The 16161-nt window shown below is 70.3% G+C and carries 15 protein-coding genes; 9 read left to right on the top strand and 6 right to left on the bottom strand.

Annotated features, from left to right (window positions below; all coding sequences use genetic code 11):
- Positions 1 to 101 precede the first annotated feature (101 nt).
- Together PFX91_RS06520 and PFX91_RS06515 are read left to right on the top strand one after the other, a co-directional pair.
- The gene (locus tag PFX91_RS06520; protein WP_285730191.1) at positions 102 to 530 is read left to right on the top strand and encodes a hotdog fold thioesterase; all 429 of its coding nucleotides are present in this window, start codon (positions 102 to 104) and stop codon (positions 528 to 530) included.
- Positions 531 to 970: 440 nt separating this feature from the next.
- Positions 971 to 2218, top strand: a complete 1248-nt coding sequence (locus PFX91_RS06515) for an ABC transporter substrate-binding protein (protein ID WP_285730190.1) — start codon at positions 971 to 973, stop codon at positions 2216 to 2218.
- A 210-nt stretch (positions 2219 to 2428) separates the two neighbouring features.
- On the opposite strand, the gene PFX91_RS06510 is transcribed toward PFX91_RS06515, so the two are convergent.
- From PFX91_RS06510 to PFX91_RS06490, 5 genes are all read right to left on the bottom strand, one after another.
- Positions 2429 to 3532, bottom strand: a complete 1104-nt coding sequence (locus PFX91_RS06510; RefSeq protein ID WP_285730188.1) for a glycerate kinase family protein — start codon at positions 3530 to 3532, stop codon at positions 2429 to 2431.
- A gap of 67 nt (positions 3533 to 3599) precedes the next feature.
- Positions 3600 to 4196 (bottom strand): PspA-associated protein PspAB, encoded by a 597-nt coding sequence (pspAB, locus tag PFX91_RS06505; protein WP_285730186.1) that lies wholly within the window; start codon positions 4194 to 4196, stop codon positions 3600 to 3602.
- A 71-nt stretch (positions 4197 to 4267) separates the two neighbouring features.
- Entirely contained in the window at positions 4268 to 5188 is a 921-nt protein-coding gene (htpX, locus tag PFX91_RS06500) for a zinc metalloprotease HtpX (protein WP_285730184.1), read from the bottom strand.
- 359 nt (positions 5189 to 5547) lie between these two features.
- A complete protein-coding gene (pspAA, locus tag PFX91_RS06495) occupies positions 5548 to 5826 on the bottom strand; it encodes a PspA-associated protein PspAA (protein ID WP_285730183.1) in 279 nt (92 codons plus the stop codon).
- Positions 5823 to 6596, bottom strand: coding sequence for a PspA/IM30 family protein (locus tag PFX91_RS06490; RefSeq protein WP_285730182.1), 774 nt, complete (start codon positions 6594 to 6596; stop codon positions 5823 to 5825). Before PFX91_RS06490 ends, pspAA begins: the two co-directional genes overlap by 4 nt.
- 117 nt (positions 6597 to 6713) lie before the next feature.
- Here PFX91_RS06490 and PFX91_RS06485 point away from each other — a divergent pair, with 117 nt between their 5' ends.
- Entirely contained in the window at positions 6714 to 7367 is a 654-nt protein-coding gene (locus PFX91_RS06485) for a DUF3043 domain-containing protein (RefSeq protein WP_285730181.1), read from the top strand.
- A gap of 150 nt (positions 7368 to 7517) precedes the next feature.
- Complete coding sequence (locus tag PFX91_RS06480; RefSeq protein ID WP_285730180.1) at positions 7518 to 8522, top strand: aldo/keto reductase family protein; 1005 nt, start codon at positions 7518 to 7520, stop codon at positions 8520 to 8522.
- 167 nt (positions 8523 to 8689) lie between these two features.
- Here the strand turns inward: PFX91_RS06480 and PFX91_RS06475 are convergent, their stop codons facing one another.
- On the bottom strand, positions 8690 to 8896 hold the full coding sequence (locus tag PFX91_RS06475) for a hypothetical protein (protein ID WP_285730179.1): 207 nt from the start codon (positions 8894 to 8896) through the stop codon (positions 8690 to 8692).
- A 208-nt stretch (positions 8897 to 9104) separates the two neighbouring features.
- Between PFX91_RS06475 and PFX91_RS06470 the strand changes: the two genes are divergently transcribed.
- The 5 genes from PFX91_RS06470 to sucB all read left to right on the top strand — a co-directional run bounded on the left by PFX91_RS06470 (position 9105) and on the right by sucB (position 16158).
- Positions 9105 to 10100: a bifunctional adenosylcobinamide kinase/adenosylcobinamide-phosphate guanylyltransferase gene (locus tag PFX91_RS06470; protein ID WP_285730460.1), complete on the top strand. Its 996-nt coding sequence runs from the start codon at positions 9105 to 9107 to the stop codon at positions 10098 to 10100.
- 74 nt (positions 10101 to 10174) lie between these two features.
- Positions 10175 to 10927, top strand: a complete 753-nt coding sequence (locus PFX91_RS06465; RefSeq protein WP_285730458.1) for an adenosylcobinamide-GDP ribazoletransferase — start codon at positions 10175 to 10177, stop codon at positions 10925 to 10927.
- 339 nt (positions 10928 to 11266) lie between these two features.
- A complete protein-coding gene (locus PFX91_RS06460) occupies positions 11267 to 12772 on the top strand; it encodes a leucyl aminopeptidase (RefSeq protein WP_285730178.1) in 1506 nt (501 codons plus the stop codon).
- Between the two features lie 132 nt (positions 12773 to 12904).
- Entirely contained in the window at positions 12905 to 14281 is a 1377-nt protein-coding gene (lpdA, locus tag PFX91_RS06455; RefSeq protein WP_285730176.1) for a dihydrolipoyl dehydrogenase, read from the top strand.
- Between the two features lie 104 nt (positions 14282 to 14385).
- Positions 14386 to 16158: a 2-oxoglutarate dehydrogenase, E2 component, dihydrolipoamide succinyltransferase gene (sucB, locus tag PFX91_RS06450; protein WP_285730174.1), complete on the top strand. Its 1773-nt coding sequence runs from the start codon at positions 14386 to 14388 to the stop codon at positions 16156 to 16158.
- The last annotated feature ends 3 nt before the right edge of the window (positions 16159 to 16161 follow it).

Below are 16161 nucleotides of genomic sequence, written 5' to 3'. Positions count from 1 at the left end.
CGCGGCCACACCGCGGGAACGACGGGGAGGACGGGCTCGGAGGCGGGACTCCCGCGACGTCCGCAGCAGGCCTTCCTCCCATGCGATCGGAAGGCACACCTATGACGACGGACTCCGAGGCGATGCGGCGGATGCTCGACGGCGGCTCCCTGTCGGGCGGCCTGGGAGAGCGCATGGGCATCGTGGTCACCGAGGTCTCCACCGAGCGCGTGGTGGGGCGCATGCCCGTCGAGGGCAACGTCCAGCCCTTCGGGCTGCTGCACGGGGGCGCCTCGTGCGTGTTGGCCGAGACCCTGGGGTCGATCGGCGCCACGGCCCACGCCGATCGTTTCGGGAAGGTGGCGGTCGGCATCGAGATCAACGCCACCCACCACCGTTCGGCCACCGAGGGATACGTGACCGGGGTGGCCACGCCGGTGCACCTCGGTCGGACCCTGGCCACCTGGGAGATCGTCATCACCGACGAAGAGGACCGCAAAGTGTGCACGTCCCGACTCACCTGCATGTTGCGAGAGATGCCGACCGCGTGAGGAAAGTCGGTTAGGCAGGGAAAACGGAAGAACGCGGCGTCGGGCTTTTCGGACGAGGTGAAGTTCCTCCACGCGAAGAAGGAGTGCTTCACGACTCCGCGCAGTCCGACTGAAGCCCTTCACCCGACCGTCTCTCGACGGTCGGGCTTCGCCGTGCGCACCTGTCGCGACAGTTCGTCCTCCCACGCCTACGGATGGCCGCGATCTGTGCAAACGCCGCCCCTGGGACGGCGCCGATGACTACAGAGCCATAACAGCATGACAGCGAGTCGGCACCAACGACCTGTCCCCGCTTTCCGAGTCGGAAGTTTCGTGATTAAGCTCCGCTAACGCTCCTGATTAAGTCATGCCACACATCGCGGACATCAGGAAGCACGTCCATCAGCACGCGCGTCCATCTCAGCGCGTGTTTCGCCGGTTGAACGGAGTTACCCACGATCATGGCAAGCAAGAAGGTCCTAGGCCTCGCTGCCGCAACCGCGGCCCTTGTCCTCGGCCTGACCGCGTGTGGCGACGATGGCAACGGTGGCGGCGACGGCGACGGCGGCGGCGACCAGTTCACCTACGGTCTCCTCTACCCGCAGACCGGTAACCTCGCCTTCCTCGGCCCGCCCCAGATCGCCTCCGTGGAGTACGCGATCTCCGAGATCAACGAAGCCGGCGGCATCCTCGGCACCGAGGTCCCCGAGGTGATCCAGGCCGACGAGGCCGGTGACAGCGCCCAGGCCAACGAGGCCGCCAACTCCCTGGTCTCCGACGGCGTCAACGCCGTCATCGGCGCCGCCGCCTCGGGCATGACCCAGGCGACCTACGACACCATCACCGCCGCAGAGATCGTCCAGTGCTCGGGCTCCAACACCGCGGCCGAGCTGAGCAACATCGACGACAACGGCTACTACTTCCGTACCGCGCCCAGCGACCTGCTCTCCGCCGTCGTGATGGCCCGCAAGATCGTGGACGAGGGCTACCAGAGCGTGGCCATCGTCGCCCGCGCCGACGACTACGGCGGCGGCTACGCCAGCGCCCTGGAGCAGGAGCTGGAAGGCCTGGGCGCCGAGGTCGTCACCAACGACACCTACGACCCCGAGGCCACGACCTTCGACTCGGTCGTCAACAACGTCGGCAACAAGGAGCCCGACGCCGTCGCCCTCATCGCCTTCGAGGAGGGTGCGCAGGTCATCGCGCAGATGCTGGAGGGCGGTGTCAAGGGCGAGCAGCTCTTCGTCACCGACGGCCTCAACGACCCGAGCCTGGGTGAGACCGTCAACCAGGACGACCCCGACAGCGTCAACGGCATCACCGGCATCGCCCCGAGCGCGGACAACCCGGACTTCAACAGCGGGCTGACCGAGTTCGCCCCCGACCTGACCGCGTTCCAGTTCGCCCCGCAGATCTACGACTGCGTCGTCGCGATCGCCCTGGCCGCCGAGGCCGCCGGCAGCGTGAACGCCTCCGACTACGTGGCCGAGCTGCCCAACATCAGCCGCCCGGAGGGCACCGAGTGCACCTCCTTCGCCGAGTGCCGGGACCTGCTGGCCGACGGTGAGGAGATCGACTACCAGGGCGCCAGCGGCAACATCGACTTCGACGACAACGGCGACCCGACCGCCGCGACCTTCGAGATCTTCCACTACGGAGACGACGGTCACGAGATCCTCGCCTACGAGGAGCACTCGCTGAACGACTAGTGGACGAGGCTCGGGTCCGAACCACTCGGGCCCACCGCCTGACCGTCGAGCGACCGCCGAGAGCGCCCCGGGAGAACCCGGGGCGCTTTCGTGTGCCGTCACGGGCGGAGGGACGACCCCTCCGGCGGAGACGCCGCTCTCGGAATGGGGGCGCCCCCGTCGCCGGCCCACCGGAGGAGGGGTCGCGGGACCGTGCGGTCCCGTGGACGGTCACCCCGACCAGCGGCGGGCGATGTCGGCGGCCAGGGCACGCAGCTCCTCCGCCGAACGGCTCATGGCGGCCTCCACCGAACCTGCGGACTCCACCAGGGAGTAGGTCTCGGTGATCCCGGCGACGGCGGCCTCGGCACGGCCGACCTTGACCACTCCGGCCGCGACGACACAGGGGACGCCGTGCTCACTGGCGGCCCGGGCGACGCCGTGGGGAAGTTTGCCCCTCAGGGACTGGGAGTCGAAGGAGCCCTCCCCCGTGATGACGAGGTCGGCGCCGGACAGCCGCTCGGCCAGCCCGACGGAGGCGAGCACACGACCGACACCGGACTCCACGGTCCCGCCCAGAAGGAGCAGGGCGAAACCCAGACCGCCCGCCGCACCGGCACCGGGGATCCCTCGGACGGTTCCTTCGGGGTCGACCCGGTCGGCGAAGGCCGTCAGGGCGACGTCGAGGCGCTGCACCTGGTCGGCGTCGGCGCCCTTCTGCGGGCCGAAGACGGCGCTGGCGCCGTGGATGCCGAGCAGGGGATTGTCGACGTCGGTGGCGGCGACGAGGCGGACCCCCGCCAGGGCGGCGCGGGCCGGTTCGAGGTCGAGGTGGTCGACCGGTTCGGCCAGGGCGGCGCCGCCCTGGCCCAGGTGACGGGTGGGCGTGGCCCCGAGGGCGGCGAGGAACCCCGCCCCGGCGTCGTTGGTGGAACTTCCTCCGAGGCCGACGACCACGGTCCGGGCACCGGCGTGGATCGCGTGGGAGACCAGTTCGCCCACTCCACGGCTGGTGGTGCGGCCGGGGTCGCGCTCGTCGGCGGGGACCAGGTGGAGGCCGCACGCCTGGGCGCTCTCCACATAGGCGGTGTCGTCGTGCAGGAGGTACTCCGCGACCACGGGTGCGCCGAGGGGACCGGTCACCTCGGCCTGGTGGACCTTCCCTCCCAGTGCGGTGTGCAGCACCTCCACGAACCCGGGGCCGCCGTCGGAGAGCGGAAGCAGCTCCGTGCGAGCGGAGGGGTCGGTCCGGTGCCAACCGTCGGCGAGGGCCTGGGCGGCCTCGAGCGCGGAGAGAGTGCCGGCGAACTTGTCAGGAGCGATGAGGATACGCACGGCCCCAGTGTGCCAGGCCACATTCTTCGGGCTCGGAGCAGCCCTGGGCGGAACCGTACGCCCCTTCTCAGAGCCCGGGCGCCCCGTAGACGGGGAACCACCGGGAGCGGTCCTTCTCCAGCGGCAGGTCGTCGCCGATGGCCGCCTCGATCTGGAGTTCGAGGGCGTTGTCACGGCGCCGTCCGGCCCCTGTGGGGGCGAAGGGGTAGAACGTGCCTCGCTTGTAGAGGTAGACCAACGCCAGGGAGCGCTCCCCGTCGGTGAAGCCGACCAGGGAGCACAACAGTGAGGGCCCGTACCCGTTGGCCTCCAAGGTCGAGTTGACGGCGTGCAGATCGGTCACCAGGCCGGTGATGTCGGGAGCCGCCTCCGCGCTCCGAGCGGCCGGGTCCGAGGCGCGGAGCACGAGCCAGGTGTAGCCGTAGTCGTCGGTGGTCTGCTCCACGGGCGGCCCCTCCCCGGCGTTGAGCAGTTCGGTGACGTCGCGCTCCAGCTCGGCGAAGGCGGCGCCCTCGGACGCTCGGAAGGCGACGGAGCCGGTCCCGACGGGGTGGAAGCCCGACGCGGCCCGTAGGGTGACCGCTGCCGAAGGCAGGCCGAACAGGGCGTCGAGGTCGGGCTTGGCCGGTGCGGAGCGCCCCAGGAGGGCTCGCCAGAAACTCATCGTGCTCCCTTGGTCCTTGAGGTCGTGGTGGAGCGGGATCGGTCCCGTCCGGTCGGCCGGGGTCGGTCGTGTCAGGCTCCTCGGCCGAGTTGTCGGGAGATGTCGGACAGCTGTGCCAGGCGCTGTTGCACGGGCGGGTGGGTGGCGATCAACTGACCGAGACTGAACCCCCTACGTGAGAAGGCCGGGGCGAAGAAGAACGCGTTGAACGGCTCCACCTGGCGCAGGTCCCGGGTGGGGATGCGGGCCATGTCCCCGGTGATCTTGGTCAGGGCGCTGCCCAACGTGGACGGCCGTCCGGTGAGGTAGGCGGCGGCGCGGTCGGCGGACAGCTCCCGGTAGCGGGACAGCGCACGGGTGAGGAGGAAACTGAGCGCCCAGGCGACCGCGCTGACCAGGACGACCAACAGGGCGACCACGGCCGGCGCCGGGCCGCCGTTGTTGCTGCGCGCTCCCCCGGTGAACATGGCGAAGCGCAGTCCCGCCTGGGTGAGGAATCCGGCGACGATGCCGAGGAACCCGGCGATGGTCATCACCATGACGTCGCGGTGGGCGACGTGCGACAACTCGTGGGCCAGGACCGCCTCCAGCTCCGGGCCCTCCAGGCGACGCATGAGGCCCGTGGTCACACAGACGACCGCGGACTTTTGACTGTGTCCGGTGGCGAAGGCGTTGGGCACGTCGGTGTCGGCGATCCCCACACGGGGCTTGGGCATGTCCGCCATGGCGCACAGCCGGTCGATCATGGCGTGCAGTTCAGGCGCCTGTTCGGGGGAGACCTCTTTGGCTCCCATGGAGAACATGGCGATCTTGTCCGAGGCGAAATAGCTGAACAGGGCGAAGCCGACGACGATCAGCACGACCAGCCACACGTTGAGGCCGGCCAGGATCAGTCCGGCGATGAAAGCCGCGTAGACCAGAGCGAGCAGGCTCATGGTCATCACCATGCGGGTGGTCAGCCCTCGGTCAGCTCTGAACTTGGAACCGGCCATGCCGTGGTCCTTCCCGCCGACGCTTCGACTGTCTCGGAGTCTGGTTCGCACAGGTGGGAAAGGGCGGGCGGCCCCTCGACGTGCCGCGGTGCCACCGCCACGGGACCCGCACTCCCCCTGCTCCGGCCCCTACCCCTCCAACGGAGGAGAATCCGGCCGCGGTTCCCCGCACGTGCCCCGAAGGCGACGGCTCCCGGGTACGACGGGGCCGCCGTGACCCCGAAGGTCACGGCGGCCCGGAAACATGCGCACGCAGGCACCGAGTGCGGCTCGACCGGCCGTGGCCTGGCCTGTCGGGCCCACCCCTCTCGTCCTGGAGCGCACCTGGACGGAAACGGTGCGCCCGGACGTGTCCCGTCCTAGCCGGGGATGAGTCCGTCGTCCTGCAGCATCTGCCGCACCTCCTCCATGGTGGCGTCGGCGTGCGGAAGGATGAACTGTGAGGGCTCCAAGGCGTCGGGCGGCAACGGCCTGCCGTCCTCGCGCACCTTCTCCAACAGGTCGTGGAGCGCCTGGCGGAACGTGGCCTCGTCGCCCGACTCGATGGCCGACTCCAGCGCGGAGTCGAAGGAGTTGAGCAGGTCCAGGTCGGCGTCGGTGAGGTCGAGCTGCCCCTCACCCATGATGCGAACGATCACGCGCCCTCCCGGTTGCCCGTGTTGCCGGTGCCGTTACCACCCTCGATCTGGGGGGTGGAGGCACCGCCTCCGCCTTCGAGCTCCATCTTCATGCGCTCCAGCTCGGCCTCGACACCGGTGGTGCTGGCCATGCGGTCGAGCTCGCTCTGGATGTCGTCCCGGGCCGTGCCGGTGACGTCGTCGAGCGCACCCGAGGCGAGGAGTTCGTCGACGGCGCCCGCACGGGCCTGCATCTCGGCGGTCTTGTCCTCGGCGCGCTGGACGGCCATACCGACGTCGCCCATCTCCTCGGAGATGCCCGAGAACGCCTCGCTGATCTGCGTCTGGGCCTGGGCGGCGGTGTAGGTCGCCTTGATGGTCTCCTTGCGCGTGCGGAAGGCGTCCACCTTGGCCTGTAGGCGCTGCGCGGCCATCGTGAGCTTCTGCTCCTCGCCCTGGAGGTTGGCGTGCTGCTCGCGCAGGCTCTCGATCTGCGAGGCCAGTCCCGAACGCCGGGTCAGGGCCTCGCGGGCGAGGTCCTCCCGACCCTGGGTCAGTGCGGCGCGTCCTTGGTTCTCGAGCTTGTTGGACTGCTGCTCCAACTGCTGGATCTGAAGCTCGACCCGCTTGCGGGAGGTGGCGACGTCGGCCACACCACGACGCACCTTCTGCAAGAGCTCAAGCTGTTTCTGGTAAGAGTAATCGAGGGTTTCCCTTGGGTCCTCGACCGAGTCCAGGGCCCTGTTGGCCTTGGACTTGAAGATCATCGAAAGTCGCTGAAACACGCTCATCGGCGTGGCCGTCCCCTTCTCGGTGCGTACATCGGCTGTTCCCAGCGGGCGCTTTGCCCAACCCTACGCGGTCTGGTCCGCGGTCGCCATAAAACGACGAGCGGCTACCCTGTGGGTGTGTTCCGACGTCGTTCCGCTTCCGCAGACACGGATCCGGCCACTGCCGAATCCGCCAGCCCCGAGGCCACTGAGGCCACCCAACCTAAGGGATACACCCCTAAGAAGGGTGTCCCCACCCCAAAACGCAGGGAATCCGAGCCACTCCCACGCAAACCACTCAAGGCGCCCGAGACGCGCAAGGAGGCCTATCGGGCCTACCGGGAACGTCTCGAACGTCAACGTGGGCGCGGTCCCGCGAGTTCCAGCGCCCTCAAGGGCGTGCCCAAGGACGAGGCGCGCTACTACCGCCAGCAGGACATGGGTGAGGCCCGCGCCTTCGCTCGCGACTACGTCGACTCGCGCCGTAGCGCCAGCGAGTTCTTCCTTCCGTTCTCGATCGTGATCATCGCCCTGTTGTTCATCAACGACCCGCTCTTCCAGGTCGGGGTGGCCTACGTCGCGTGGCCGCTGATGATGGTGACCATCGTCGCCGAGGGCGTCATGACGGGCCGCACGGTCAAGAGGCGCGCCTCCGAGTACTTCCCCGACGACCCGACGGTCAAGGGCGCCGGGATGTACGCGGCCATGCGTCAGTTGCAGTTCCGTCGTCTGCGTCTGCCCAAACCGCGGCTGAAGCTCCGCGAGGACCCCACCCCGCGCGGCGTCCGTTAGGGAGGTCCCGGCACCCTTCGGGACGAACGGGACGGGGCGCGTGGCGCCCGGCGCCCGCCGCGGACCACCCCGTCGCCCCGGTGGGAGCGTTCTCAGCGCGGGGGGGCGGGAGCTCGCGAGGTGCCGTGATCGCCTACTAGAGTGCCCGGCATGGAATTTCGGCATCTAGGCAACAGCGGTCTCATGGTCAGCGAGATCGCCTACGGGAACTGGCTCACCCACGGTTCCCAGGTGGAGGAGGACACGGCCAAGGCCTGTGTCCAGGCGGCCCTGGACGCCGGTGTCACCACCTTCGACACCGCGGACGCCTACGCCCAGGGCAGGGCCGAGGAGGTGCTCGGTCGTGCGCTGAAGGGTCAGCGCCGGGACGGGTTGGAGATCTTCTCCAAGGTCTTCTGGCCCATGGGCGAGGGCAAGAACGACCGGGGGCTGTCCCGCAAGCACGTCATCCGCAGCGCGGAGGACTCCCTGCGTCGCCTGGGGACCGACTACCTGGACCTGTACCAGGCGCACCGGTTCGACCACTCCACCCCGTTGGAGGAGACCATGCGGGCTTTCGAGGACCTTGTCCGTCAGGGCAAGGTCCTCTACGTCGGCGTCTCGGAGTGGCGCGCCGAGGAGATCGAGAGGGCCCTCAAGATCGCCGACGAGATGGGGTTCGACCGCATCATCTCCAGCCAGCCGCAGTACAACATGCTCTGGCGGGTCATCGAGTCCGAGGTCGTCCCGCTGTGCGAGCGTGAGGGCATCGGGCAGCTCGTGTGGTCGCCGATCGCGGGAGGCCTGCTGACCGGCAAGTACAAGCCCGGCCAGGAGCTGCCCGCCGGTTCCCGCGCCGCCGACCCCACGACGGGGCGCTTCCTCCAGAGCCACCTGGAGGACCAGGTGCTGCTGGAGCGTGTGCAGGCGTTGGAGCCGCTGGCCGCCGAGGTCGGCCTGTCACTGGCCCAGTTGGCCGTGGCCTGGGTGTTGCAGAACCCGAACGTGTCGGCCGCGATCATCGGCGCCTCGCGTCCCGAGCAGGTGGAGGGCAACGTCAAGGCCGCCGGTGTCGAACTCGACCAGGGACTGCTCACCCGCATCGACGAGATCCTCGGTGACAGCGTCCAGCGTGACCCCGCGCTGACCAAGAGTCCCGAGAACGTCCGCGGCTAGCCGGTCCTTTCCGGGTCCGTCGGGCTCCGGTCACCCGAGGTGGCCGGAGCCTTCGTCGTCCTCGACCACGGGCCCGCTCCCACGACGAGGGCCGCGGCCCCGGTGTCGGGGGCGCGGCGTCCGGGGCGGGCGTGTCCCGGGCCGGGCGGGGCCGAAAGGGGTTCGCTCTACTCCACCGGTTCGAGGGACATCTCGTAGACCTTCCCCTCCTCCTCCCACAGGGCGACCCGGTCCACACCGCCCTCGACGAGCTCTCGCCAGTTCTCACCCAGCCAGCTCTCGGCGTCGCCCCGCGAGGTGAACGACTCCGAGGGCAGGTCGCTCTCCGCGGGTTCGGAGCCGTCGGCCTCGTAGTACCGCCAGGTCCACGCCATGTTCGGCCGCTCCTTCGTGAGGCGGGCCACGGTGCCGGTCACCGTGATCCTGTACCGAGCTTAACCAAAGCGTGGCCGAGCATGCGGTTTACTCATGTGGGTGCGTATCCGTTTTCTGGGGACGGCGGGACCTTCGGGATGGCCCGCCCCGCAGTGCACCTGCGCCTCCTGCAACAAGGCCCTGGCCGAGCGACGTCTCCCCCTTCGGGTGACCGTGGACGACCGCTTCCGCGTTCACGAGGGGGGTGTCGTCGGTTCTCCGCCCCCCGGGTACTCGGTGACGCACACCCCCGACGGCGTCCTGGTGGAGGGCGCCGACGGAGGCAGGCTCCTGTACGCGCGCACGGGCCCCTCCCCCCTCCCCGGAGTTCCACCGGTGCGGGCGCGGCCGGAGGGTTCCTCCGGTTTCTCCTCGGTCCGTCCCGAGCGGCAGGTGGACATGGCCATCGTGGACGTCGCCCAGCGCCCCGAGACCATCGGCGAACTGCGCCGCTCGGGGGTGGTCGGGGCGACCACGGCGGTGGTGGCGGTCGGCGGCGACCACCGTGTCCGTTCCCCGCAGGAGTTCGCCCGCCGGGCACGGTTGTGGGGAGCGCTGGTACCGGGGGACGGCCAGGTGCTGTCCTGTCCGCCCACGGTGTGGCCGCGATCGCGCCCGCCCGGCCCGTACCGCACGCTGATCACCGGAGGCGCGCGTTCGGGCAAGTCCACCGAGGCCGAGTTGCGCCTGATGGGCGAGCCCCAGGTGCTGTACGCGGCGACCGGCCCGGCGCCCGACCCGGCGAAGGATCCCGAGTGGGCCGAGCGCGTGGACCGGCACGTGCGACGTCGCCCCCGATGGTGGGACACCGAACAGACCACCGACCTGGTCGCGGTGCTCGGACGATCCCGGGGGGCCGTCCTGGTGGACTGCCTGGGCACGTGGTTGGCCGCCGTGATGGACGATGCGGGGTTGTGGGAGGAGTCCCCGCCCTCCGACGCCGAGGAAAGAGTGGAGTCCGCGATGCGCGGGCTGACGGAGGCCTGGCGGACCACCCGGGCCTATGTCGTGGCGGTCACCAACGAGGTCGGCTCGGGGGTGGTCCCCGCCACTCGGGCGGGGCGGTTGTTCCGCGACCACCTGGGACGGCTGAACCAGTGGGTGGGGGCCGAGTCCGAGGACGTGGTGCTGGTGGCCGCCGGCCGCGTCGTGGAGCTCACGTGACCGGTGGGACCGCCGGGCGTGCCGGTGACCCCGCCCGGCGTTCGGGCCCCGCGGACGCCCTGGCGGGGCTTCGGATGGCGTGGGGGACCTTCACCGTCCTTCCGGTACGCGCGGGCCGGGTCGACCGCGCCGCGGCCGGCTGGGCGATGGTGTCGGCTCCCGTGGTGGGCGCGTTCCTCGGCGCCTTGGCCGGCGTGGTGGCGGCGGTGGGTACGGTCGCGGGATGGTCCGCTCCCCTGGCCGGTGTCCTGGCGGTGGGTCTGACGGCCTTGCTGACCCGAGGGCTGCATCTGGACGGGTTGGCGGACCTGGCCGACGGCCTTGGCAGCGGCCGTCCGGCCGAGGGTGCCCTGGAGGTGATGAGGCGTTCCGACATCGGGCCGTTCGGGGTGATCACCCTGATCCTGGTCCTGGCCGCACAGGTGCTGGCCCTGGGTCGGTTGGCGGAGGCCTCACCGCAGGCGGTGGTGGCGGGCGCGGCGGTGGCCGGGGCGGTGGGCCGACTGGCGGCGACCCTGGCGTGCACCTCCCGTGTGCCCTCGGCCCGCGCGGAGGGGTTGGGCGCCTTCGTGGCGGGAACCGTACGCCTGCCCGGAGCACTGGTGGCGACCGTGTTCACCCTGGCTTTGTGCCTGACCGGTCGGGCGCACGCGCCGGGGTTCGCGGTGGTCTGTGTCCTGGCCGCCGCGGCGGGCCTACTGGTGGCGGCCGGCCTGCTGCGTCGCGCGGTGCGGCGACTGGGCGGGATCACCGGTGACGTTCTGGGCGCCTTGGTGGAGTCGGCGTCCACGGCGGCCCTCGTGGTGGCCGCGGCGGCCTCCACCTGAGACGGGTCGTTCATCGGTGTGCCGGTTTCTCGGTGATGAACACCAGAGTCGACCGCCAACAGGCGTTTTTTACCTTTTTCTGGCTTTTGCACCCTTTCCGGTGTCGTGATCATCACATTTTTTCACACAGGGTTTCACAGGCTCCGCACCCGGGAAACCGGAGTCGCCCCTGGTGATGGCGCACAATGCCCCCCGTCGGCGACCAGAGCCCTCCTCAGCGCCCGCGCGCGTGAAAGCCGTCCCCGGTGACCCCGAGGCGCGGTGGTCGCGCACAGGGCCACGCCAGAGCCCGGGGCGCCGCGTCGCCGCCGGTCGTGTGAGGCGACTAGCATCGGGACCGTGAGCACGTCGTTGTCAGTAAATACGGAGTCCCCCAGTTCGCTCGACGCCGACGCGGTTGTCGTCGGTTATCACTCCGGAGGCGACGCTCCGGAGCCCGCGTCGGGCGCTCATGACGTCGATGCCGCCTTCTCCGGCGGCCTCGCCCAGACCTTGTCGCTTCTGGGAGCGAGCGGCACACCGGAGGAGGTGCACACCATTGCCTCCCTCGGAGCCGTCAAGGCCCCGGTCGTCGTCGCGGTCGGTCTCGGCCCGGCGCCCTCCGACGGCCCCGTCGACCCCGACATCCTGGCCCGCGCAGCCGGCGTCGCGCTGCGCTCCCTGAGTTCGCGCCCCGAGGGCGCCGGTCGCGTCCTCCTGGCCCTGCCCGCCCAGAGCGAGGCCGAGGCCGAGGCCGTGGCCCTCGGCGCCTGGCTCGGTTCCTACTCCTTCGGCCGCTACCGCACCGGCGAGGGCAAGAAGGGCGACACCACCACCGAACTGGTGCTCGCCTCCTCCTCCGCCGGTTCCCAGAAGGCCGTCGAGCGCGCCACCGTGCTGGCCCAGGCCGTCATCCTCGCGCGCGACCTGGTCAACACCGCGCCCACCGACCTGGTCCCCGAGGACCTGGCCGCCACCGCCCGGGAGGTCGCCGAGCAGGCGGGTCTACAGATCGAGGTCCTGGACGAGCGCGCCCTGTCCGAGGGCGGGTACGGTGGCCTGATCGGTGTCGGCCAGGGTTCGGCCAACCCGCCCCGTCTGGTGCGCCTGTCCCACACCCACCCGGAGGCCACCCGGACCGTCGCCTTCGTCGGCAAGGGCATCACGTTCGACTCCGGCGGCCTGTCCCTGAAGCCCGCCGGGTCCATGGACTGGATGAAGTCCGACATGGCCGGCGCCGCCTCCGTGCTCGCCGCCATGCGCGCCATCGCCGCCCTGAACCTGAAGGTCAACGCCGTCGGATACCTGGCCGTGGCCGAGAACATGCCCAGCGGCACCGCCCAGCGCCCCTCCGACGTGTTGAACATCTACGGCGGAAAGACCGTCGAGGTGCTCAACACCGACGCCGAGGGTCGCCTGGTCATGGCCGACGCCCTGGTGCGCGCGCAGGAGGACGAGCCGGACCTGGTGGTGGACATCGCCACCCTGACCGGAGCCCAACTGGTCGCCCTCGGCACCCGGGTGTTCGCCGTCATGGCCAACGACGACGACGTGCGGAGTCAGGTGGTCTCCGCCGCGAGCACCGCCGGCGAGGCCTCCTGGCCGATGCCCCTGCCCGAGGAGCTGCGCTCGGGGCTGGACTCCTCCGTCGCCGACATCGCCAACGTGTCGAGCGAACGTTGGGGCGGCATGCTCTCCGCTGGCGTCTTCCTCAAGGAGTTCATCGAGGACGGCGTCAAGTGGGCGCACCTCGACATCGCGGGACCGTCCTTCAACCAGGGCGGCCCGTACGGCTACACCCCGAAGGGCGGCACCGGTGCGGGCACCCGCACCCTGGTCCGCATCGCCGAGGAATACGCCGAATAGTCCCCACGGAGAGGGCGGGCCTCCCATGAGCCGGAACGCCCGCCCCTTCCGGTCACCGCGGCCGTGAACTCCGTCCCCGGTCCGGGCACGGCCCATCACCCATCACCAGCCACCACAAAGGAGTTCGTTCCCGTGAGTGAGAGCGGCGGCACCTTCGACCTCGTCGTCCTTGGCGGCGGCAGCGGCGGCTACGCGGCGGCACTGCGCGCCGCGGAGCTGGACATGAGCGTCGTCCTGATCGAGAAGGACAAGCTCGGCGGCACCTGCCTGCACCGAGGCTGCATTCCCACCAAGGCCCTGTTGCACTCCGCCGAGGTCGCCGACTCCGCCAAGGAGAGCGAGACCTTCGGTGTCAAGGCCTCCTTCGAGGGCATCGACATCGAGGCCGTGCACAAGTACAAGGACAAGGTGGTCAACGGCCTCTTCAAGGGTCTGACCGGCCTGGTCAAGGCACGCAAGATCACCCTCGTGGAGGGTGAGGGCAGGCTGACCGGCAAGGACGAGGTGACCGTCGACGGCACCGTCTACAAGGGCCGCAACATCCTGCTGGCCACCGGCTCCAAGCCCAAGACCCTGGGCCTGGACATCGACGGTGAGAAGGTCATGACCAGCGACCAGGCCCTGGACCTGGACCGCGTTCCCGAGTCGGTCGTCGTCCTGGGCGGCGGTGTGATCGGTGTGGAGTTCGCCAGCGTGTGGCGCTCCTACGGCGCCGACGTCACCATCGTCGAGGCACTGCCCCACCTGGTGCCGGCCGAGGAGGAGTCCAGCTCCAAGCTGCTGGAGCGGGCCTTCCGCAAGCGCAAGATCAAGTACGAGCTGGGGACCCCGTTCGAGTCGGTCAAGACCACCGACTCCGGGGTGACCGTCACCCTCCAGGGCGGCAAGACCCTGGAGGCCGAGGTCCTCCTGGTCGCCATCGGCCGTGGCCCCGTGTCGGAGGGGCTGGGCTACGAGGAGCAGGGGCTGACCCTGGACCGCGGCTTCGTCCAGGTCGACGAGAACCTGCACACGGGCGTGGGCGACATCTACGCCGTGGGCGACCTCATCCCCACCCTCCAGCTCGCCCACGTGGGCTTCGCCGAGGGCATCTTCGTCGCCGAGCACATCGCGGGGCAGAACCCGCCCGTGATCGACTACGACGGTGTCCCCCGCGTCACCTACTGCGAGCCCGAGGTGGCCTCCGTGGGCCTGACCTCCAAGGTCGCCAAGGAACGCGGTCACGACGTGGTGGAGATGAACTACAACCTCGCGGGCAACGGCAAGAGCCAGATCCTACAGACCCAGGGTGCGGTGAAGGTCATCGCGGAGAAGGACGGCCGTGTACTGGGCGTCCACATGGTCGGCAGCCGCGTGGGCGAACTGATCGCCGAGGGCCAGTTGATCTACAACTGGGAGGCCCTGCCCTCCGAGGTGGCCCAGCTGATCCACCCGCACCCGAGCCAGTCCGAGGCGCTGGGGGAGGCGCACCTGGCACTGGCGGGCAAGCCTTTGCACGTCCACGACTGACCGCACCACCCGGGGGCGGGCCGTTGAAGGGCCCGCCCCCACACATCCGCGCTGCCCGATCAAGGGGTCGGGCAGAGATCGCGCCCAGATCCAACGAGGGACCCATGCCGACAACCGTTTCCATGCCTGCCCTGGGTGAGAGCGTCACCGAGGGGACCGTCACACAGTGGCTGAAGAACGTGGGCGACACCGTCGAGGTGGACGAACCGCTCCTTGAGGTCTCCACCGACAAGGTGGACACCGAGATCCCGTCACCGGCCGCAGGCGTGCTCACCCAGATCCTCGTCGAAGAGGACGAGACCGTGGAGATCGGCGCCCAGATCGCCGTCATCGGCGACGAGGGGGAGAGCGCCGCCGGGAGCGACGACGACACCGGGGCCGAGGCATCGCAGCCCGCGGCCGAGGCGGAGCCCGAGCCGGAACCCGAGCCCGAAGCCGAGGTCGAGCCGGAACCGGAGCCCGAGCCCGAGTCCGCCCCCGCCGCGCCGCAGGAGTCCTCCTCCAGTGGCCCGACCACGTCGGTGACCATGCCCGCCCTGGGTGAGAGCGTCACCGAAGGGACGGTCACACAGTGGCTGAAGAACGTGGGCGACACCGTCGAGGTGGACGAACCGCTCCTTGAGGTCTCCACCGACAAGGTGGACACCGAGATCCCGTCACCGGCCGCAGGCGTGCTCACCCAGATCCTCGTCGAAGAGGACGAGACCGTGGAGATCGGCGCCCAGATCGCCGTCATCGGCGGTACCGGCGACGAACCCCCGGCCGTCTCCGAGGCTCCCGCTCCGCCCAGGGCCGAGCCGGAGCCCGAGCCCGCCCCCGAACCGGAGTCCGAGCCGGAACCCGAGCCCGAGCCGGAGCCCGCCGCTCCTCAGGCGGCGAAGCCCGCGAGGGACGAACAGGCCGACGAGGGCCCGTCGGTGGACGTCGAGACGCTCAGCGGCACCGGTCGCGCCTCGGGGACCGACGCCGGGGCCGAGGCGTACGTGACACCACTGGTGCGCAGGCTCGCCGCCGAGCACGGCGTGGAGCTGAGCAGGGTCAGCGGCACCGGCGTGGGCGGACGCATCCGCAAGCAGGACGTGCTCAAGGCCGCGGAGGAGCGCAAGAGCGCCAGTCCGGCCGCCGCCTCGACCCCGCGCCAGGCGACCACCGACACCTCGCTGCGCGGCCGTACCGAGAAGCTCACCCGCCTGCGCCTGTCCATCGCGGACAGGATGGTGGAGTCGCTGCACGTCTCGGCCACGACCACCCAGGTCATCGAGGTGGACGTCACCAAGATCGCCCGGCTGCTCGAGCAGGTCGCCGAGCGCGGTGACGACTCGCTGGACTTCTTCCCCTTCTTCGCGCTGGCCACGGTGGGGGCCCTGCGGGCCCACCCCAAGCTCAACGCGGTCATCGACGGCGACCGGCAGGAGGTCACCTACCACGACGTGGAGAACCTCGGAGTGGCGGTGGACACCGAGCGCGGCCTCCTCGCCCCGGTCGTCAGGGAGGCGGGCAGGCTCGGCCTGAGCGAGCTCGCGCACAAGATCACCGACCTGAGCGAGCGTGCGCACACCGGCAGGCTGGGCCCGGACGAACTGGGCGGCGGTACGTTCACCATCGCCGAGACCGGCAACACCGGCGCACTGTTCGGCACGCCGATCATCAACCAGCCCCAGGTGGCGATCCTGAGCACCGGCGCGGTCGTCAAGCGTCCCGTCGTGGTCGCGGACCCGTCGATGGGCGGCGAGGTGATCGCGGTGCGCTCGATGGTGTACCTGTCGCTGGCGCACGACCACCGTCTGATCGACAACGCCGACGCCGGACGCTTCCTCCAGACGATCAAGGAACGCTTGGAGGAGGGCGCCTTCGAGAGCGAGCTGGGCCTGTCCTAGCAC

This window comes from Nocardiopsis sp. ATB16-24 (assembly GCF_030271535.1).
Taxonomy (GTDB): domain Bacteria; phylum Actinomycetota; class Actinomycetes; order Streptosporangiales; family Streptosporangiaceae; genus Nocardiopsis.
The sequence above is the reverse complement of the archived record's forward strand: the minus strand, read 5'-3'. Positions and strand labels throughout refer to the sequence as shown.